The organism is Chitinophaga sp. CF118, from assembly GCF_900112615.1.
GTDB lineage: Bacteria > Bacteroidota > Bacteroidia > Chitinophagales > Chitinophagaceae > Chitinophaga.
This window is the reverse complement of record NZ_FOMK01000005.1, coordinates 112,186-132,558: the sequence shown is the minus strand read 5'-3', so window position 1 is coordinate 132,558 and position 20,373 is coordinate 112,186. Positions and strand designations below refer to the sequence as shown.

Below are 20,373 nucleotides of genomic sequence, written 5' to 3'. Positions count from 1 at the left end.
ATGTTTATTCATGTTCTGCAAAGGTCAGTACATATCCATTGCAATCTTTAATAACGAATTCCGTGGCTCCGTAAAACGTGGTTTCCAATCCGCTGAGTACAGTGACTTTTCCCTTTATTGATTCAAAAAGGCCCCGGATATCTTTTACATTTAAATATAGTAAGAAGGAGCCTCCCATTTGCCTGCTGATCTCAGGTAAGCGACCTTCAATGCTTTTGAAAGCCTCAAACATCAGAGAGACATTACCATTCTTCATCATTGCCCAGATGGGTTGTTCATCATTTTCGGGCACAGTCATAACAGGCTTAAATCCTAAGATCTGATAGAATTCCATGGTGCTTTTCACGTCATGCACATACATGTTAGGCGATAATGATTCCATAATTTCTGATTTTTATCCCGCAAAGCTAAAATCCTGCCAGCCCGGGAACTTGGAAAAATCCGGCAATTTTATAATTGAGCAGGTGTAAGACCAGTATAAGCCTTCACCTCATTACATAGATGTGCCTGGTCGTAGTAGCCAGCTGCATAAGCAATCTGCGTAAGATTAGCACCGGCTGAATTATTTCTGATTGCATCAAGTGCATTCGTAAATCTCACCAGCCGGATCATTCCTTTTACGCTCACACCGGTATGTTGTTTAAAAAGCCGTTCAAGCTTCCGTTCGCTCATAGCGTGTCTGCTTATCAGATCCGCCACACGGAGTTGCCCCTTGAATTTTGTAATATCCCCTATCACTGCAGACAAAGGAAGATGTTGTGTATTAAGTTTATTCAGGAAATAACGATCAAGGTTTTTCCTAAGATCTATGTTCCGATGTATAATTTCAGCAAGTTCTTTATCCTGATAAGGAATTCTCTGGTCAGTAAATTCATTCAGATCTAAGCGGTAAAAGGCAGCAATGCCTCCTGGTTTAAAACGGATACCGATTGTAGAGGAACCGGCTGTCTGGAAGGTATCTTTGAAAGTAGTCATTGTACCCACCAGGAAGCTTTCATCTGTATTGTAAATTATATCGGCGCAACAATCAGGTAGTACACGGTGTGAATAGGGTGTTCCTTTCCAATCAATGCGAACAGTCCAGTAAGCATCAATATAGCTTTGTAAAGCGGGATGAGGAAGGTATTCGGTGTAACTCATTATATGGTCAAGTTACACATTTAAATTAGTCAGACAAATATCAAAACCAGGCCGGCTCTGGTGTATGAGATATCCTTATCTGGTTTGATAATTTCATGTAGGTGAGGTAATCAAAGTTTAATATATTGCGACCTTTTAGATTATTTTATTTGATCCTAAGTATATTACGGGATAAACAATTAAAAAACTGTTAAATTTCTTATATGATAACAGACTATGCCCGACGAATGATCCGGAGAGCCAAAAAAATTCTTTTTGGTCCAACCCTGCCGATTTTTTCTAATAATAAAAATCTATTTGAGAATAAAAAAGGGTTAGAGGTAGGTGGACCAAGTGTAATTTTTCAAGAGGGCAGATTTTTACCAGTTTATAAATATGCCTCAATAATTGATGGTGTAAATTTCTCAGCAGAGACTGTATGGGAAGGCAAGATCCAACAGGGGAATAATTATAAATATGCAGATGATAAAATAGGTTATCAGTATATATGTGAGGGTACTAATTTACAGGAAATTAAGGATGCATCTTACGACTTCGTTTTATCCTGTCACAATCTGGAACATTTTGCAAATCCATTGAAAGCTGTTCAGGAATGGTCGAGAGTATTAAAACAGGATGGTACTCTTTTATTAGTATTACCCCATCCGAAGTATACTTTTGATCATAAACGTCCAATCACAACCATAGAACATCTTATTAAAGATTTTGAAAATGATACCCGGGAAGATGACATGACTCACCTGGAAGAAATTCTAAGATTGCATGACTTATCAAGAAACAAACAATCTGGTGATCTGGCTTCTTTTAAAGAGCTCTGTTTAAAGAATGTAGAGAACAGATGTATACATCATCATGTGTTTTCAAGCGAGCTTCTCGCACAAATTTTCTCGTATTTTAATTATGAACTTTTAGGTGTAGGTTTTGCAGATCCATTTCATCTCATTGCTATTGGGAAAAAATTGAAGTCCGCTTAAATAACCTGATTGAAAAAGGCTACCATATTAGTAGCCTTTTCAGCCAGAACAGAACAATTATCTAACCAAGTAATTGATTTTAGCAAATTGCCTGATTGGCTGTTTTATCCCCCATAATAATTCGGATTTGCTCCTGCATCTCTGTGAATTAAAGACCGCAGAGACGCACAGAGAACTATATTATCCTCTTCGTCTCCACGGCTGTGGGTTAAGGTTAACTTTTGGCTTAATTCAAGGGACATTTGTTGATGGATTAAGAAAAAGAAATCATGAACTTCATTTTCATTGCATGCTTTAATGGTAAACATTGGGATGACCCCAATCTATAAACTTTACCCAGCAGGGAACAGGCTCCGAATGAGGAAGATTGAAAATCATATTTTCCTGGTGCCATGTTCCTGCCAGAGCAAATAAACAACTGGTTGTTAAAAAGTGAACCAGTATGTACAGTACAGGTGCCCTTTTCATAGGGATAGGTGTAGATATAGGATTTTCATAGGTATATGCATAGGTACAGGTATAGGTATATAGATACTTACATTTTATAAAAGTAAATTGGTTTTAAATGTGCGACAGTAGCTCATATTGAGTTGGTTTATCCTCTTCTCTTTTTCATGACAATACTTCATCTGCCTCTCCAAAACATTTGCAACAAGGTTCTATTGCAGTTGAAAATTAGAAAGAATTAATGAAACATCACTACCCCCTGAAGAGGGGGTTTAAAGGCACTTGTCGAATTTAAATATCGGGTTTCGAATCTACAAAGCAAATGCAGAAAGGCTTTGAAGGATTTTCTTCAGATGAATAAAACAGGCGGTTAGGGTAGTTTTATTTGATATATATCAAAAACTTTTAATTGTAATAGTGACATTTATTTGCCAAATACCGGTTATTTCAATTTTTTTCGTGTGGAAGTTTTGGCCCTTACCCGACTTAATGTTTCGATGGTTATGCCCAAAAAGGAGGCTACATAGGTAAGCTGTACCCTGTTGGCAAGGTGGGAATAGAACTCCAGAAAATACGCGTATTTTTTTTCTGCATCGTGTAGCCGGGTAATATATGCCCTGTTTTCGGCCTGTATATAATGATATTCCGTTATTTTCCGGCCAACAATATTAAATGAAGGATACTTCTGGTACATTTTATTCAAATCGGAAAAATCAATAGTCAGCAACTCACAATCTTCAATCGCCTGGATATTTTCCGTGGTAGCCGCCTGCAATAAAAAGCTGCGGATACCGGCTGCCATTTCATTTTCTGTGGCAAGCCATGTGGTGATTTCTTTATTTTCTTCTTTGATAAAACCCCTTAATACTCCTTTTTGGATAAAATAGAGGCTATGGGATATTTCACCGTCTCGCAACAAATACTTGCCCTTTAGAATATTGCAGCAATAAACATTTTTCAACAAGTACTGTTCAATTCCCTTACCTACAGGATGAAACATGTTTAACATTTGCAGCAATGACATTAATTCCTCTTTTGTAGGATGTTTTTTTGCACTCATTTGATCTAATATAACACATTTCATGTATACTTTAATAAGGCAAATTATCTATTTTATTATTTCACGTGGGCAGATGAGTTATTGGACCCGAAAGCTAAATAGAGCATAATACCAGTTTCGCTGAGAGATACCCTGTGTATGCTGTCTAAAAACTTAAATCACCCGGCTATAGTTTATTATGTTACCTTTTGGTTAATTGTATCCTCCTATTAGACTCCCCAAATTTCTTAAACTTCAAAAATTCCTCAATGAAAAAGTTTCTCCTTTTTGTTATGCTTATTCCTTTGATGGGAATGGCACAAAAAAATGTTCTCAATGCAACGAGAGTTTTCCCAAAAATGGACCGGGTTTTAGAGTTCGAAAAAGCATTAATGACTCATGCGAAGAAATATCACAAAGGCGATTGGTCATGGCGGGTATATGATATTCAGTCGGGCCCCGATGCCGGAGGGTACCACATTACAGAGGGGCCTGCCAGTTGGGAATCTCTTGACGCGCGGGGGAACCTTGGCACTGAACATAATACGGATTGGAATAAATCGGTAGCCATTTACCTGACTGACAGAGGCTCATCTTCCTATTTTGATTATAATGACTCGCTCAGTACTGTAAAACTTTCCGATTGGGCCGATAAGATTCTGATTAATCATATGTATCCCAAACCAGGTATGATTGGGAATGTAATGGAGCTTGCAAGTAAATTAAAGAAAGTGTGGGTAGAAGGAAATGAAAGTGTTGCCGTTTACCAGGCAAATAATTCTGGTGCACCGCAGATTATAACTGCAACCAGGCTAAAGAATGGGTTAAAAGAATTAGCCGCCGGGTACAGGAAACCGCTTCCTGAAAGGTATAGTGCGGTAAATGGAGACGGCTCATGGGATCGCTTTCTACAGGATTATGCAAAATGTGTTGAAAGCAGGTGGAGTGAAATTCTTGCCTATCGGGCTGATCTGAGTTCAAAATAAAAAACAATATAAACCAGGATATAGATGATATGCAGTGATCTCACTATCTTTATTGCCATCAAAAAAGAGTATATCTATGTCCGTTAAAAAGGCTTTTATTCTGTTCCTTCTTACCTGTCAGGTACTTACAGCCTGTAATCTGGTAAGCCCTGAAATGAATTTTGATATTGCTGTTTTAAACTGTAATATGATCACTGGTATTTCGGGTGATGGCCTGATGAATGAGTTGGAATCTCCGTCTGCAAAGCTGGCGGAAGGCAGCAAAACTCAGGTAGTTGCCATGACCAGGAAAGAAACTATTGATTTGAAAATTCATTTCATAGAAGAAAATCTTAAAAAGCTTAACAAGCTGATAAAAACAGAGGATACAAAAGAGATGATTCAAACTTCGACTTCTTTAAATGAATATGTGCTGGCCATCTATAAAAACGAATACAGTGAGCTTGCAAAGATGTATGATGAAGGCGCGCCCAGGGAACAGATACAGTTAAAGGGACAGTCCATTCATGATAAATACAATACTAAATTTGAAGAATTATTTGAAAAGCTAACCACTCTTGGCAAAGCTTATGCAAAAAAACATAATATCGCTGTTAAATGGGGCATCAACTCTTCCCCTGCTAATTAAAACTTGTGATCATTAAATAGAAAAAGCCAATTCTGATTAAATCAGAATTGGCTTTTTCTATTTGTAGCCTCGACAAGAATCGAACTTGTATCAGGAGCTTCGGAAACTCTTATACTATCCATTGTACTACGAGGCCAATTTCCGGTTATAATACCGGTAGAGGAAGGCAAAACTAACGTTTTTGGTGATTAATAGCAAAAGCGTGGTTCACTTATTTTCCTCCTATTTAGAAGTTAAGATTACTTTTAAAGATTTTGACTGCAATAGCCAGCAGGATAACTCCAAAGAATTTACGTACCACCATCAGTCCGGCTTTACCCAGAATTCGTTCTATCCAGCTTAGAGAGCGTAATACTACATATATGATCACCAGATTGAGCAGGATCCCCGCGAAAATATTGTAAGCACTGTAGTTCGCTTTGAGCGACATGATAGTGGTAAGTGTACCTGAACCGGCTATCAGCGGGAAGGCTATGGGAATCAGGCTACCTGTTTTACTATCTTTTTCGCTTTTAAAGAACTCTACACCAAGGATCATTTCCAGGCTTATCACGAATATTACAATAGAACCTGCTACGGCAAAAGAATGTACGTCCACACTCAACACTTTCAGGAATGGTTCCCCCACCAGCAGGAAGAGTACCATCAGAAATCCGGAGGCTGCTGTAGCCTTGCCGGAATCAATATGTCCAAGTTTCTCTTTAAGAGATATCAGTACAGGTATAGAACCTACAACATCAATCACTGCGAAGAGTGTAAAGGTAACTGCCAGTATCTCGTTAAAGCTGAAGTTGAACATGAGGGGGATGTATTTTTACAAAAATAAAGGTTAATTATTTATTATACATCACTTCCTTTCTATCATTATCAACCAGGCATTCTGGAAATGTATTTATCCATCTCTTTTATCTGGCTTACTATCTGAGCAGTAGTTGGCTTTTGTGCTTTTGCCCTGCGGAAGTAGTCTTTAGCGGATTTAAAATCCCGGCGGCTCATAGCAATGGAAGCAAGGGTTAGTAATGCTGCAGCGGTGTTCTCTTTATCAGGAAGCCCCATTTTTACAGCCTTTCTAAGGTTCTGATCGGCCGTTTTGAGATCATTTTTCTGGTAGGAGATTGTTCCCAGCTGGAAGTACTGCATACCCTCATATTCTTTCATGGGACTGCCGGAAGCAATACTCTGACGAATGGTAGCTTCTGCCTTGTCCAGATCTTTATTATACATGGCCAGGTTGCTCTGCATAAAATAATATACAGAACGGATTGGCTTATACAGCAACTTCGGGAAAGCAACTTTGTTCATTAAGTTCATTGCTACGTCGATATTGCCAGCCTCTACAGCCTCCTGAACAATTCGCATAGGGCCGAACATAAAATGCGTAACCAGGCATACTACAGCCAGCAGCAATGGAATAGTGGCTTCCCACCAGCCAACTGTAAAACCCAGCGCAACACCGCCCAACAACAAAACAATACCAAGTGGTAAGCGATATAGAATAAATAAATTAAATGCTTTCATCTGTAAATCATGTTTAAAATTCCGGTGGAACACACTTATAAAGGGCTTCATCCAATATAAGAGGCGCAAAGATAAATAAAAAAAGGTGTGAGGATGTGGAGAGATTAATTACCTTTGTAATCATCTGATGATATGATGAATATGCAATCAACACCTATTAAAAGAAACAGCCTTGCCGATGAGGTAGCACATAGGCTGCAGGAGCAGATATCGCGTGGTACCTATAAGCCGGCGGAGAAACTGCCAACGGAACCAGCCCTGATGCAGGAGTTTGGCGTAGGGCGTTCTACCATCCGGGAAGCCGTTCGTATTCTGGCAAACGGAGGGGTGGTGCGGGTACAACAGGGCCTGGGAACCTTTGTTGAAGAAAATCCTGGAATTGAAGAACCCCTTCCGCAACGGCTGAAACGGGCACAGTTTGCAGATCTGGATGAAGTCCGTCAGTTACTGGAATTGAAAATTGCACAGAAAGCTGCCCATAACCGCAGTGCCGCAGATCTTGAAAAGATGGAACATCATCTTAAAAGACGGAAGGATGCCGGTATTGCCAACCTGGTAGAAGAATGTATCCAGGCGGATATTGATTTTCATGTGAGCATTGCGGAGGCTTCGGGAAACAGTATCCTGTCTGATCTGTATAAAACGGTGGCCAGTCATCTTAAAAAGCGTTTCGTTGAATTGTTCAATACCACTGATACATTTAAGGCTACTCAGCAACTGCACAAAAATCTGCTGAACAGCATCATTGCCCAGGACGGACAAAAGGCCTGGCAATGGGCGCAACGTATTACCCAACACATAGACGAAGAATCAACAAAGAAATAATATCCACAACTATGGAAAAGATAATCCCGGACGAAACGAAAAAAAGTGAAGCACAGAAAGTAGCAGAAAAAACAGTGTTCTCTGTATTGCTGGCACTTAGTTTTTCTCACCTCATCAACGATACTATTCAATCTCTGATACCAGCTATTTATCCTCTGATAAAGGATTCATTACATCTTACTTTCAGCCAGATCGGACTAATAACGCTTACCTATCAATTGACCGCTTCCTTATTACAACCACTGGTAGGTTTATATACTGATAAGAATCCCAAGCCATATTCACTGGCAATAGGGATGGGCTTTACCTTACTGGGGCTCATAAGCCTGTCGCAGGCGCATCACTTTTATCTTGTATTGATGTCAGTCGCGCTGGTAGGAGTTGGGTCTTCAGTATTTCATCCGGAGGCATCCCGGCTGGCTTATATGGCATCAGGCGGGCGACATGGTATGGCCCAATCGCTTTTCCAGTTGGGTGGCAATGCCGGTAGTTCTCTGGGACCGCTATTTGCAGCTATGATCATCGTTCCTAAAGGACAATCCAGCATTAGCTGGTTTTCACTGGGGGCTATCCTTGCTATTGTGGTGATGCTGAATATTGGTGGATGGTATAAGAAAAATACGTATCGTATCAGGGGTAAATCTAAGAGTGGAAGTGGCGTAACACATGTACAACTCCCTAAAAGCAAGGTTGCTTTTGCATTGGGAATCCTGCTGATCCTGGTATTCTCCAAATATTTTTACATGGCGAGTATGACCAGCTATTATACTTTTTATCTCATTGATAAATTTCATCTTTCTATACAGAGTGCCCAGGTATATTTGTTTATATTTTTATTTTCCATTGCAGCAGGAACCTTTATCGGTGGACCGGTAGGTGATCGTATAGGCCGTAAATATGTGATCTGGATTTCCATTCTTGGCGTAGCACCTTTCTCATTGTTGCTCCCACATGCCAATCTCCTGTGGACATCTGTACTCAGTGTATTCATTGGTGTGATCCTTTCTTCAGCATTTTCTGCCATACTTGTATATGCACAGGAACTGGTGCCGGGTAATGTAGGTATGATTGCCGGACTTTTCTTTGGATTGGCATTTGGAATGGGAGGAGTAGGATCTGCTGTACTTGGCCAACTGGCGGATCATACAAGCATTGGATATGTTTTCCAGGTATGTGCTTACCTGCCATTAATTGGATTGTTAACGGGATTATTACCCAACGTGGGGAAATCACGCAGATAATAATAAAAGAACCAGCTCACCAGTCCCTTTTGATAAAGATTAATTATCACCAGGGACAGGTGAGTGCATTATTAAACAAAATGCCCTGGGTTTCATCAATTAAATAACCATTAAGACACAATTTTTCGCACTATAGGTGCAGTCATAACTTTTCTCAATAAGGTTCTTGTGTAATTCGTGGAAATCCTGGAATGCTGTATTAGTATTAAGGCTGTTTGTCTGTTTGGGTCTGATTCAAAATTAGCCTGTTTTGCTGAAATGGCGCAGCAGTTGTGGATATGCCTTCATTTTCCTGTAATTAACCCTGTTAAAAGATGATCCTGATATATTCAGGGAAAAATCTCTATATTTAGTTATATCTACGTTTAAAAACTAATGCATATGGAAACAACTTCTCAACGGGATGAACGTCTCTGGCAAATAGCTAAGTCCAGATCCAGATTCAGAACCCATTTGATGATCTATCTTGTTATAAATGCATTCCTCTGGGCCATCTGGTTCCTTACATCACACAACTTCTCAGTTACTCCCTGGCCTGTATGGCCTGCACTGGGTTGGGGATTAGGTCTTGCTTTTCAATATTTTCACGCATGGCATCGTGATCCTTTTGGTGATACGGTGAGGGAATATGATAAGTTGCAGGAAGAGAAACATCGTAGAGGACTCTGAATCCAGCATTATTTTTATTAAAGAAACAACATGGAGCAGCCACTAAGATTATTTGATGTAATCGACTATCAGCTTAAGCACTATCCTAAATCAGATATGCTGGTAGGAAAGGAAAACAACGTTTGGAAAAAGTATTCGACACAGGAAGTAGCAGATCTTACGCTGCGGTTCAGTGCTGGGTTATTACAAATGGGAATTGGTAAAGGAGATACTACTCCCGAGGGCACAGACAAAATAGCGATTGTGTCTCCCAACCGCCCAGAGTGGATTTTAACAGATCTTGCCTGTCAGCAGGCAGGTGCTGTACTCACTCCTATTTACCCAACACTCAGTGAACATGAGCTTGAATTTGTATTGAATGATGCTGGAGCACGCATTCTGTTTGTAAGTGATAAGGAGATGTTTGATAAAATCACTCCTTTCCGTCATAAACTTCCCCTGTTAAAAGAGATTTTTTCATTCAGTAAGATAGAAGGGGTAAGGCATTGGTCAGAAATCCCTGCCATGGCAAAAGAAGAAGATTTTTCCAGGATAGAGGAGATCAAGAAGAACATTGATCCTGAACAGCTGGTAACGATCATATATACATCCGGTACTACCGGCACTCCCAAAGGAGTAATGCTGAGCCATCGCAATATCATGAGCAATGTTACAGCTTGTGCCCCTTACCTGCCTGTTAGTCAGGATGCCCGTGCATTGAGTTTCCTGCCATTGAATCATATTTTTGAACGTATGGTTTCCTATGTTTACCTGACAGGTGGAGTGCCTATTTATTATGCAGAAAGTATGGATACCATCGGAGATAATCTGCGTGAGGTAAAGCCTACTATCTTTACTACGGTACCCCGCCTGCTGGAAAAAGTATATGAAAGGATCATGGCCAAAGGGCTTGAATTAAAGGGAATCAAACGTGCTTTGTTCTTCTGGGCGGTAGAACTGGGTAAGAAATACGAGATCAACAAACCGATGGGAGGATGGTATAACCTGCAGTTATCTATCGCCAATAAACTGATTTTTAATAAATGGAGGGAAGCGCTCGGTGGAAATATAGATGCTGTTGTACTTGGTTCTGCAGCATGCCAGGTACGTTTACTGAAAATTTTCACTGCAGCCCGCATTCCTGTGCTGGAAGGCTATGGATTAACTGAAACATCGCCGGTGATAAGTGTGAACAGGACAGACGTAAAGGACCGGATGTTTGGTACTGTTGGTCCTCTGATCAACAATGTTGAGGTAAAGCTGGCAGAAGATGGAGAAATTCTGTGCAAAGGCCCGAATGTTACAATGGGCTACTACAAGCGTCCGGATCTGACGGCAGAGTCTATTATAGATGGTTGGTTCCATACAGGAGACATCGGGGTGCTTGTTAACAACAAGTTTCTGAAAATCACAGACCGCAAAAAGGAACTCTTCAAAACCTCTGGTGGTAAATTTGTTGCCCCACAGCCTATTGAAAATAAATTCAAGGAATCTGCCTTCATAGAACAGATTATGGTAGTAGGTGAAGGACGGAAGTTTACCGGTGCACTGATAGTACCCTCTTTTGCCCAACTGGAACGCTGGGCGGCTAAAAAGGGCATAACGGCTGATTCGCGCGGGGAATTACTGAAAAGCCAGGATGTACTTGGATTTTATCAGCATATATTAGATAAATACAACCAGTATTTCAGTCATATAGAACAGATCAAGAAATTTGAACTGCTTCCAAATGAATGGACTGTGAGCGGAGGGGAAATGTCTCCTACACTGAAGGTGAAACGTAAAGTGATTATGGAGAAGTACATGAATCTGGTAGAGAAAATATATAGCTGATAGTCAAAATTTCAGGAGTGTGCACGTAATTTGCAAAAAACGTTTACTTTTGCACTCCACTTTAGGATTTAAAAGATCCGGAAGGGCCCGGTAGTTCAATGGATAGAATAGAAGTTTCCTAAACTTTAGATACAAGTTCGATTCTTGTCCGGGCTACAAATTTTTCTCGAAGGCGCAGGTTTTACCGGCGTCTTCGGTGTTTTTACCCTACTGGTTGTCACATTGGTCTACCCTATTGATTTATAGTTGCTAAATTTCACTTTTACGGCGAATATGTAAAACTCAGTCATCTTAGTGAACCACCATGCAGAACCAACATATCACGATTGATCTTTATTACCTGAAAGCCATATTTTGATAGGGCTTCTTATTGCAAAACATTGTTTCTTTTAAATTAGTCAAAGTATATTCCAGTAAAATAAGTGTGTTGTTCAATCAACATAATAACCAGTAGCTGCGGCAAGATATAGAATACCCTATCTTCTAAGTTTATTGATACTGCTCACCTATTCCTATATGAGGAAAATAAACATGCAATTTACAAACTAACGAATGCATGAAAAATGACAAACCCGGTTACAATTAGCTGGGGTTATCATTTAATGGAATGCTGTATTTTCTTATGAGGGAAGTATAGTAAACAGGTACTAAGCAGCAGGTAAACGGGAGGTAAACAGGTGTTAGTTCAGGTAACACCTGTTTACCTCCCGTTTATCTACTGCTTACCTGTTGTTTAGTACCTGTTTATTATAACTAAACCAGACAAGAAATAGTCTCCGATATTCACTAAATTGCCAGTGTTAGCCTGGTAACTATCATTACTCCCTGGAAATAGTATCAGTCTATAATAACCCATGCTTTAACCCTTCAATACAGATTACAATGGCACGTTTAAAAAATGGCATTTTAGGAGGCATATCTGGCGTATTAGGTCCTCTAAATGGTTATATGCTCAGGGGCCAATATGTTCTCCGTTCGCGCCGTCAAAAGAGCAATAAACCGCTTTCAGAAAAACAGCTTACTCCACTGCGAAAGATGAAGGCAGTAACTGATTTTTTACATCCGTATTTTACAGATTTGATAAACGTTGGCTTTCAATATTCATCTACAGGAACATCAAAAACCCCTAATAATTTAGCTTCCTCTTATCAATTTAAAAATGCGGTTATAGGACAATATCCCGATTACCAGATAGATTATCCAAACGTAAGATTTACCGAGGGACCAATGAGTACAGAAGGGATCAACGCATCTGTGATGGTAGAAGGAGATCAATTAAGATTTTCATGGACACCCGATCAGAGTTATAAGCATTACAATGATCGTGTAATATTGATAGCTTATGCACCTTCCTTAAAGGAAGCAGTGTATAATTTATATGGTGCTGAAAGAAAAACAGGAACGGATGTATTAAAATTCCCCCACGATTTGTGGAAGGGAATAGTGATAGAAACGTACCTCTCATTTAAAGCCGGGAATAGCATATTATGCACAAACAGCTTATATCTGGGACAGATAAAATAATAAAAGGCTGCTTCGAAGAAGCATTATTCGCATTAAATGAGTACTTCTATTTAGCCCCATTCTTCTATCGCATCCCTGCCGGGTGAACAAAGGGCGAAACTAAAGGAGTATTGTCAGATGTCTGACCCGCTACCTAAAGGGCTGTTCGTCTTTAGTTGCGGTAATCTTAAATTTTTGTGCAATGTTATCTTCAGTTTTTTATTGACAAATAGTACGCTTTACAAAATATTCAAGAACTAAATCGCCGGGTTTTTGTTAAACTTCAGGATACTGCTTTGCCGGGTCTATAACTTCATATGATGGAAATATAAGTATATGCCTGGGAAGCATATCATCAAAATTATTAATTCCTCCTTAAAAAATTAATTATGGTCATTGTACATGATATCTTTATTTGTAAACCCGGTAATGCTTCAAAACTGGCAAAATTGTTTAAAGAAGTAATGACCGGTAACGAAGAACTGGTTAACATAATGACTGATATGACTGGTCAATATAACAGAGTTATAATGGTAAGCCAATATGAAAGTCTTACCGCTTACGAAAATAGCTGGGAGAAATACAAACAGGACACTGAAGCAATGAAGAAAATGACAGAAGCCATGGCCGGATATCAGGATATGTACCTCACCGGATCACGGGAGATATACCAGACCTGGTAACACCGGGGGCTGTTGGTACAACATTGAATAATCTCAAAATACCATAAATGAAAAAAGCGATATTCATTTTCATACTGGCAATTGTTTTTTTAATTCCGGCATTTGCGCAGGAAGATACAGAGGGTTGTAAAGACAGTCCAATGTTCAACAGGATGCCCAATACAGTTATTGCAGGATGCTCCAAAAATTATGATGAATTCGCAATACCAACAGCGCAGGATAAATCAGAAACGAAAGAAGGCACAAAAACATTTATTCAATATGCTTACAACAATGAAAGCGGAGTTCCTGCTCCCTCCTATTTTCAGATTGTAAAAAATTTCGAGAATGCCGTACTAAAGATAGGAGGGAAAAAAATATATTATAATAAGGATGCTGGCCTGGCAACGTTTTTCACTAAATCATCTGGTAAAGACATCTGGATTGTAGTTATGGACATGGCTGGACAGAATCTTGGCAATTTCGAACTTACTATACTCGAAATTGAAGGTATGCAGCAGGATATAAATGCCAGTGACCTATTGGATACAATAAATAAAAATGGATCCATTACGCTTTATATCAACTTTGAAACCGGCAAATCGGATATTAAGTCTGAATCTCAAAAAACCATTGACCAGGTTGCAGAAATGCTTAGATCGGATCACTCTCTTAAAATAAGCGTTGAAGGACATACCGACAATGCAGGAACACCTATAGCAAATAAAACGCTTTCAGAGAATAGAGCCAAATCAGTGATGGATGCTCTTATTATAGAAGGAATAGATAAAACCCGACTCTCCTACAAAGGATGGGGAGAAACCAAGCCTCTTTCAGATAATAATACAGAGAATGGCAAAGCTAAAAATCGCAGGGTAGAGATCGTAAAATTATAAATTGTTGCAAGCTTACTCTTTCGCTTGACCCCCTTACAAACACAATATTCTTCATTTCGTAATCAATTTCCTAAGCTTTGCACAGATACCTGCAGCCAACCAATTTTGGCTATAGGTATCCCATACAGATAATGGTCCCAAACCAGGTGATTTGAATTGCAAAATCAGATCTAATCAAACTCTTCTGTTTCTTTACTCCAGTGAATTTGGAAGAAGACTGCCCTATATCGTTCAAAAAGTGTCTAATTCAGTCAACACCAATGCAATATGGCATTGAGACGTATTGCCACTATCTCTCATAAATACATAGAATTTCTCATTGGGAAACTTCCTCGTTCAGCGTAACTGATTGAGTATAAACTCATGGGCCTGAAAATCCACATCTTCCAGAGAAACTTCCTCCTTCAGCAGGCCATTATATGCCAAACTATGAAATATAAGATATTGATTACAGATAGGTTTATATATATTTGATCTTAAATTGAAATGAGAAAATGAACTCTGGTTTAAAGTTCTTGGTCATGCCTCAATGGTCATAAAACATGCAAATAAATCACTTTTGATTGATCCTTGGTTGTTAGGGTCCTGTTATTGGAGATCCTGGTGGAATTTCCCTAAAGTGAAACCTGGAATGTTATCGATTATATAACCCATCCACGAGGATCATTGGCATGGACCTACTTTATTTTAATAATTAAAACCTTGTATGGGAATATTAAGACTTCTATTGGCTTTAGCCGTCCTCGCTGCCCACGGAGCAAGTATTGGTAAATTGCATTTGGTAGGTGGACAAGTTGCAGTGCAGTCATTTTATATTATATCTGGATTCTACATGTCCCTAATAATAAATGAAAAATATGTTGGCCAAAATAATTCATATAAACTCTTTATAACTAATAGATTTCTAAGGTTGTATCCTATTTATTGGGCTGTATTATTAGGAACTTTATTTACGAGTATTGCGATAGTAATATTAACGAAAGGGCACGTATTACTGACTTTTGAAAGTTATTTATCTGTAAAGACCAATATTTTTTCTTTCTTCTATTTAGTGTTAACTAACATCATTATTTTTGGACAAGATATAGTCATGTTTTTAGGTATTAATCCCGAAAATGGCAACTTATTCTTTACTCAAGATTTTCGAAATGCCAACCCTCCACTCTATTCTTTTTTATTTATTACACAGGCCTGGACACTTGGTCTTGAGCTTACATTTTATTTAATAGCCCCTTTTATTTTGAGAAAAGGATTCAAGGTAGTAATTCCACTAATTTTAATGTCATTATTGCTAAGACTTTTCCTTTATAATCAGCTTCATCTTAAAAATGATCCATGGACGTATCGTTTTTTCCCAACAGAAATTATGTTCTTTTTATTTGGTTATCTAGGATATCGGGGATATTTAAGAATAAAAAGTATATCGCTGAATAAATATATTAACATATTTACTTTTGCTTTTATAATTGCTTTTACAACTTCATTTTCTTATCTACCCGCATCTAAAGCGGATTATTTACCATTTTCATATAGAGAACTCGGTTACTTTTTATCTATTACCTTATCTATTCCTTTATTGTTTAATTTTCTAAAAAAGAATAAACTCGACAATCAAATCGGTGAATTATCCTATCCTGTATATATCTCTCATATATTGGTTTTTCTCTTTTGCGGAGGACTTCCATTTACACTTTTAAAAATTGGTTGGGTCAAGGTTTTGCTTACAATTATTTTCGCTTATTTACTAAATAAGGTAGTCGCTATGCCTTTGGAAAAATATAGACAGTCAAGGTTGAATTGATAGAGATTTTGGGTCAAATACTTTGTAGTTTCGTTCTTGCTAAAGCTGCCCGGTGTCAGAATTTTTAAAGGCTACTTTATATCCAGCCTGCCTTACAAATAATTCAGTGAGCAGTATCATTGGGTACAACTATTTATTTTATGACTCTTGAATTAAGCTTTCCGGAAGGAAATGTCTCATATCAAATTCGATTAATATTCAAGAAGCGTGGCTCCCATTGAAAGTCCTACACCAAAACCACATAGAAGAACTTTATTCCCCTTACTGATCACATTATTTTCCAGTGCATGATTTAATGCGATAGGAATTGTAGAAGAAACGGTGTTACCGGTATCCTTGATAAAGATGTAAAATTTCTCAGCAGGAATCTTACACATTCGCCGTACCCTATCAAGCATAAATTCATTGGCCTGATGAAATATATACAGATCTATATCTTCCAGAGTAACTTCATTTTTCTGCAGACAATTATTTACCAGTCCTGGAACATTGAACACTGTAAAATCAAAAATCTGTTTTCCATCCATAAACAGGTAATCGTCATTCGAGTAAAACTCATCCGCGACATACACATCAGCAGCATTTCCCTTTTGCATATTTCTTAATGCACCGTTTTTAACTATCAGGTGTTTAGCTCCGGAACCGTCTGTTCCATAAGAGAAGTGCAGGATTTTACCCACCGGCTTTCCCAATACCGGTTCTGAGGATATTAATGTTGCTGTGGCAGCGTCACCAAAAATGGTTTTATTCTTTTTATCGTTGGGGTTAATAAACCTGGAATATGTTTCTGCTGTAATCAGTAATACATTCTTTGCCTGACCGCTGCTAACCAATCCTTTGGCTATTCCCAGTCCATACACAAATCCCGAACATCCGAGGTTAAAGTCAAATGCACCAATACCTTTACTGAGTCCCAGCCGATCCTGAAGAATGCAGGCAGTGGTAGGCAAAAAATAATCCGGACTCTGGGTACATAAAATGAGAAAATCAACCTTACTCTTTTCAATAATCCCCTTCTCAAAAAATTGCTCTGCGGCGATATATGCCAGATCACCACTGGTCTGATCCTCCTTTGCGTAGTATCGTTTTTCAATGCCTGTTTTAGCACTTATTTTATCTACAGACCATTCCGGATGTTCTGCATTTATTCTCTCATTATCTATTAAAATTTCAGGTAAAAAGTAGGTTGTGTCTATTATATAGGCACTATGCATGTGCAATTTTTTTCTCAATAAGGTGGTATACATCAGCAACCCGGGAACAACGATTTAAATCATCTTCCTCAATATCTACATTATACCTGTACTTAATTTCTGCAAGGAGTGATATAGCCGTTAGAGAATCCCAGGAGGAAAAGGATTTAAACTCAGACTCCATCGTCATTCCTGTTGCTTCGTTATCAACATATTGTTCCTTAAATTCTTCCAGAAATTTTTGAATATTAATCATATAATAGCTAATGTTTTTGTGTGGCTGTAATCGATACATTAATGAAAAAACTATGCCATTAATATCAGTGAAATCATATACACAAATTGCTATATATGGAAAAAGACTGTCACCGTATCTATAACAACGGTGACAGCCTTTTTGTTATTGTGGATAAAGCTTTGGGGCGGCATTTAACATCGGGAATTCCCGCTGATGCCAATAAGGATATACCGGGGGCACTTCACTAACCGCATCCAGTCTTTTCACCTGTTCTAATGTTAGGTTCCACCCTACAGATGCCAGGTTCAACTTTAACTGTTCTTCATTTCTCGCACCAATTATAATATTTGATACTGTTGGACGCTGTAATAACCAATTCAGGGATACTTGTGCAACGGTCTTCCCCGTTTCAGCGGCTACCTCTTCCAGTACATCAATAATATTATAGAAGACTTCGTTTGAAACAGCGGACTCCGGAATAGGACTGCCGCCCTGTGCAACCCTTGCATTTTCCGGCAAAGGTTGATCACGCTTATACTTACCACTTAAGCGACCTGCGGCTAAAGGACTCCATACAATCGTTCCTACATGCTGGTCAATAGCCAGCGGCATTAACTCCCATTCAAAATCACGGTTCAGCAAAGAATAATACGCCTGATGGGCGATGTATTTCGCCCATCCATATCTTTCAGAAACAGATAATGACTTCATCAGGTGCCAGCCGGAGAAATTGGAACATGCTATATATCGCACCTTTCCGCTTTGTACCAGGTTGTTTAATGCACTTAATGTTTCTTCTACAGGTGTATTAGCATCAAAACCATGCAGATGATAAACATCAATATGATCCGTATTTAACCTCTTCAAGCTCTCTTCGCAAGACTTGACCAGGTTGAACCGGGAAGATCCATAATCATTAATCCCATCCCCTAAAGGGAAAGTAGCCTTTGTAGAAATTAACACCTTATTCCGGATCCCGGCCAGTGCTTTACCCAATATTTCTTCCGATGCTCCTGCCGAATAAACGTTCGCCGTATCAAACAGGTTAACACCTGCATCCAGACAAAGATTTACCAATCGTTTGGCCTCATCTGCCTGGGTAGCACCCCATGCCTTGAAGAACTCATTGCCACCACCAAAAGTAGCAGTTCCAAAGCTTAAAACAGGTACTCTTAATCCTGATCCTCCTAGTTGTCTGTACTCCATTTCAATTGTTTTATATATTATAAATATGGCCTGCATATGGTCTATAAAAAAAGCCGGTCTATTGACCGACTTCCTTTAAATATCTTCCATGCAGACTATTCCTCATCATCTTCTTCCTCTTCCTCAAACTCATCTTCTTCCAGCCATTCCATGTAAGAGTAGTACCATTCTTCCAGCTTTTCCAGCAGTATGGCCTTTTTCTCAGGAGCATCCTTGAAGAAAACATCCACATTATCTACCTCATGAACGATGTCTATGTATGCTTTCTCCTCGTCTTCTTCCACACGTTTAGCAAAGAAACGGGGTTCTTCCGTGTGAAATATATATTCATTATCGGGATCCGTAACAGGATCATCTGCGATCATAAACTTGGGTAACTTTGCCATAGTAATTAATTTGTATGAGTGATAGATCCGTTTGTTAACGGCAAAACAAAAATATTGATAAATCAACAATAGCACAAATACTGTTTTATGACTAAAAACAGTATCCCCCCAGTCCGGCATGTTAATACTAATTGTCCTTTTTAAAGCTAACCGGTGTTCTGCCGGTCCATCTTTTAAAAGCCCGGGTAAATGCACTCAACTCATTATATCCCAACATCCATGATACTTCTTTCACAGGATATTCTCCTGATTCCAGGTAATGAAGTGCGAGTGATTTTTTTACTTCGTCGGCCACTTCCTGGTATTTAATACCTTCATCTTTCAATTTTCTTTGCAAAGTGCGCGGGCTCACATTGAAATTGGCTGCTATATCCTCTAACGAACGCACTCCCAGATAGGCATTTACCAACAGATAATTATAGATTCTTGCCTGTAATGTATCCTCTTTGCTGATAGTACTATTTACCTTTTCCAATAAAACACGCTGCATTTCATAATCTGCAGTTAACAATGTTTCTTCCAGGTATTTGTTGTCAAACACAATACTATACTCTCCGATCTTCTTCATTGGCCGGCAACGTAATATCCTTTCATATTCGTTGGGTTCTGATATCGTATAAGGCAACCTGACTGCCAACGGTTTTATTTTCTGCAACAACAATCCATCCAGTTCATGTACTACAAATACCATGAACAATTCCATCGTTTGTCTGAAAGAAAAAAGAGATGTGTCAGTCGTTCCAGGAATAAACCGGATTGCAAAATTCTTTTGCTTGTATTCAATTTCTATGTGGAAAAGATCCGTTATAAGATATGCCAGTTTTGCAGCCTGCGAAATAGCATCTCCAACGGTATTGCTGCTCTTGATTATTTCACCCACTACTCCCAGAGCTGTAAGTTGTAGAGATTCCCCAAAGTGTAGCCCAAACAATGGATCATTTCCCTCATGGCATGCATTTAACCATAAATCATTTAACTGTTTCGGACTCACAGCAACCGGCCGGTCTTTCTTTAATGCAGTCAGATCAATACCTGCATGCATACAAAGCTGTTGTGGACTGATGTCCCGCTGTGCAGCATATGCCAGCATATTCAGTATAAAGCGATTTTGTTGGTGTTCCATATTACGAAGTTATTCTTCCGGATCTTACCTGCAATAACAGTGTCGTTAAATGGTAATTGATTGTCGTATAAAGGTAACAAAGTGGA

At 38.9% G+C, this 20,373-nt stretch carries 21 protein-coding genes and 2 tRNA genes; 12 read left to right on the top strand and 11 right to left on the bottom strand.

All coding sequences use genetic code 11. The features are described 5' to 3' along the window. Window positions 1-4: 4 nt before the first annotated feature. The gene (locus BM176_RS20795) at window positions 5-382 is read right to left on the bottom strand and encodes a VOC family protein (protein ID WP_090106259.1); all 378 of its coding nucleotides are present in this window, start codon (window positions 380-382) and stop codon (window positions 5-7) included. A gap of 68 nt (window positions 383-450) precedes the next feature. Further along, window positions 451-1,140: a helix-turn-helix domain-containing protein gene (locus BM176_RS20790; protein WP_090106258.1), complete on the bottom strand. Its 690-nt coding sequence runs from the start codon at window positions 1,138-1,140 to the stop codon at window positions 451-453. 203 nt (window positions 1,141-1,343) lie between these two features. Here BM176_RS20790 and BM176_RS20785 point away from each other — a divergent pair, with 203 nt between their 5' ends. Beyond that, window positions 1,344-2,114: a class I SAM-dependent methyltransferase gene (locus tag BM176_RS20785; protein ID WP_090106257.1), complete on the top strand. Its 771-nt coding sequence runs from the start codon at window positions 1,344-1,346 to the stop codon at window positions 2,112-2,114. An 889-nt stretch (window positions 2,115-3,003) separates the two neighbouring features. Here the strand turns inward: BM176_RS20785 and BM176_RS20780 are convergent. Beyond that, window positions 3,004-3,621, bottom strand: a complete 618-nt coding sequence (locus BM176_RS20780) for a Crp/Fnr family transcriptional regulator (RefSeq protein ID WP_177230473.1) — start codon at window positions 3,619-3,621, stop codon at window positions 3,004-3,006. Window positions 3,622-3,869: 248 nt separating this feature from the next. On the opposite strand from BM176_RS20780, the gene BM176_RS20775 reads away from it, so the two are divergent. Further along, entirely contained in the window at window positions 3,870-4,586 is a 717-nt protein-coding gene (locus BM176_RS20775; protein ID WP_090106255.1) for a hypothetical protein, read from the top strand. A gap of 76 nt (window positions 4,587-4,662) precedes the next feature. Continuing rightward, a complete protein-coding gene (locus BM176_RS20770; RefSeq protein WP_090106254.1) occupies window positions 4,663-5,214 on the top strand; it encodes a hypothetical protein in 552 nt (183 codons plus the stop codon). Window positions 5,215-5,278: 64 nt separating this feature from the next. Here the strand turns inward: BM176_RS20770 and BM176_RS20765 are convergent. From BM176_RS20765 to BM176_RS20755, 3 genes are all read right to left on the bottom strand, one after another. Further along, window positions 5,279-5,350, bottom strand: a tRNA-Arg gene (locus BM176_RS20765). Between the two features lie 90 nt (window positions 5,351-5,440). Continuing rightward, window positions 5,441-6,013: a MarC family protein gene (locus BM176_RS20760; RefSeq protein WP_090106253.1), complete on the bottom strand. Its 573-nt coding sequence runs from the start codon at window positions 6,011-6,013 to the stop codon at window positions 5,441-5,443. A gap of 68 nt (window positions 6,014-6,081) precedes the next feature. Continuing rightward, window positions 6,082-6,732, bottom strand: coding sequence for a tetratricopeptide repeat protein (locus BM176_RS20755; RefSeq protein WP_090106519.1), 651 nt, complete (start codon window positions 6,730-6,732; stop codon window positions 6,082-6,084). Between the two features lie 132 nt (window positions 6,733-6,864). On the opposite strand from BM176_RS20755, the gene BM176_RS20750 reads away from it, so the two are divergent. From BM176_RS20750 to BM176_RS20710, 9 genes are all read left to right on the top strand, one after another. Continuing rightward, on the top strand, window positions 6,865-7,557 hold the full coding sequence (locus tag BM176_RS20750) for a FadR/GntR family transcriptional regulator (protein WP_255373554.1): 693 nt from the start codon (window positions 6,865-6,867) through the stop codon (window positions 7,555-7,557). Window positions 7,558-7,568: 11 nt separating this feature from the next. After that, window positions 7,569-8,798 carry an MFS transporter gene (locus BM176_RS20745; RefSeq protein WP_090106252.1) on the top strand — a complete coding sequence of 410 codons (1,230 nt, stop codon included), beginning with the start codon at window positions 7,569-7,571 and terminating at the stop codon, window positions 8,796-8,798. A gap of 381 nt (window positions 8,799-9,179) precedes the next feature. After that, window positions 9,180-9,467, top strand: a complete 288-nt coding sequence (locus BM176_RS20740; protein WP_090106517.1) for a 2TM domain-containing protein — start codon at window positions 9,180-9,182, stop codon at window positions 9,465-9,467. 30 nt (window positions 9,468-9,497) lie between these two features. After that, window positions 9,498-11,279, top strand: coding sequence for an AMP-dependent synthetase/ligase (locus BM176_RS20735; protein WP_090106251.1), 1,782 nt, complete (start codon window positions 9,498-9,500; stop codon window positions 11,277-11,279). An 84-nt stretch (window positions 11,280-11,363) separates the two neighbouring features. Further along, a tRNA-Arg gene (locus BM176_RS20730) sits at window positions 11,364-11,435 on the top strand. A gap of 726 nt (window positions 11,436-12,161) precedes the next feature. Then, entirely contained in the window at window positions 12,162-12,803 is a 642-nt protein-coding gene (locus tag BM176_RS20725; RefSeq protein ID WP_090106250.1) for a DUF6266 family protein, read from the top strand. Window positions 12,804-13,171: 368 nt separating this feature from the next. After that, window positions 13,172-13,465 (top strand): NIPSNAP family protein, encoded by a 294-nt coding sequence (locus tag BM176_RS20720; RefSeq protein ID WP_090106249.1) that lies wholly within the window; start codon window positions 13,172-13,174, stop codon window positions 13,463-13,465. A 47-nt stretch (window positions 13,466-13,512) separates the two neighbouring features. Continuing rightward, entirely contained in the window at window positions 13,513-14,340 is an 828-nt protein-coding gene (locus BM176_RS20715) for an OmpA family protein (protein WP_090106248.1), read from the top strand. A gap of 706 nt (window positions 14,341-15,046) precedes the next feature. Next, complete coding sequence (locus tag BM176_RS20710; RefSeq protein ID WP_090106247.1) at window positions 15,047-16,141, top strand: acyltransferase family protein; 1,095 nt, start codon at window positions 15,047-15,049, stop codon at window positions 16,139-16,141. Between the two features lie 191 nt (window positions 16,142-16,332). On the opposite strand, the gene BM176_RS20705 is transcribed toward BM176_RS20710, so the two are convergent. From BM176_RS20705 to BM176_RS20685, 5 genes are all read right to left on the bottom strand, one after another. Further along, complete coding sequence (locus BM176_RS20705) at window positions 16,333-17,355, bottom strand: 3-oxoacyl-ACP synthase III family protein (protein WP_090106246.1); 1,023 nt, start codon at window positions 17,353-17,355, stop codon at window positions 16,333-16,335. Continuing rightward, a complete protein-coding gene (locus BM176_RS20700; protein WP_177230472.1) occupies window positions 17,348-17,590 on the bottom strand; it encodes an acyl carrier protein in 243 nt (80 codons plus the stop codon). Before BM176_RS20700 ends, BM176_RS20705 begins: the two co-directional genes overlap by 8 nt. Before the next feature lie 144 nt (window positions 17,591-17,734). After that, window positions 17,735-18,778: an aldo/keto reductase gene (locus BM176_RS20695; protein WP_090106516.1), complete on the bottom strand. Its 1,044-nt coding sequence runs from the start codon at window positions 18,776-18,778 to the stop codon at window positions 17,735-17,737. Window positions 18,779-18,873: 95 nt separating this feature from the next. Further along, window positions 18,874-19,164: a hypothetical protein gene (locus BM176_RS20690; RefSeq protein WP_143097870.1), complete on the bottom strand. Its 291-nt coding sequence runs from the start codon at window positions 19,162-19,164 to the stop codon at window positions 18,874-18,876. A 127-nt stretch (window positions 19,165-19,291) separates the two neighbouring features. Beyond that, the gene (locus BM176_RS20685; RefSeq protein WP_090106243.1) at window positions 19,292-20,287 is read right to left on the bottom strand and encodes an AraC family transcriptional regulator; all 996 of its coding nucleotides are present in this window, start codon (window positions 20,285-20,287) and stop codon (window positions 19,292-19,294) included. Window positions 20,288-20,373: the final 86 nt, after the last annotated feature.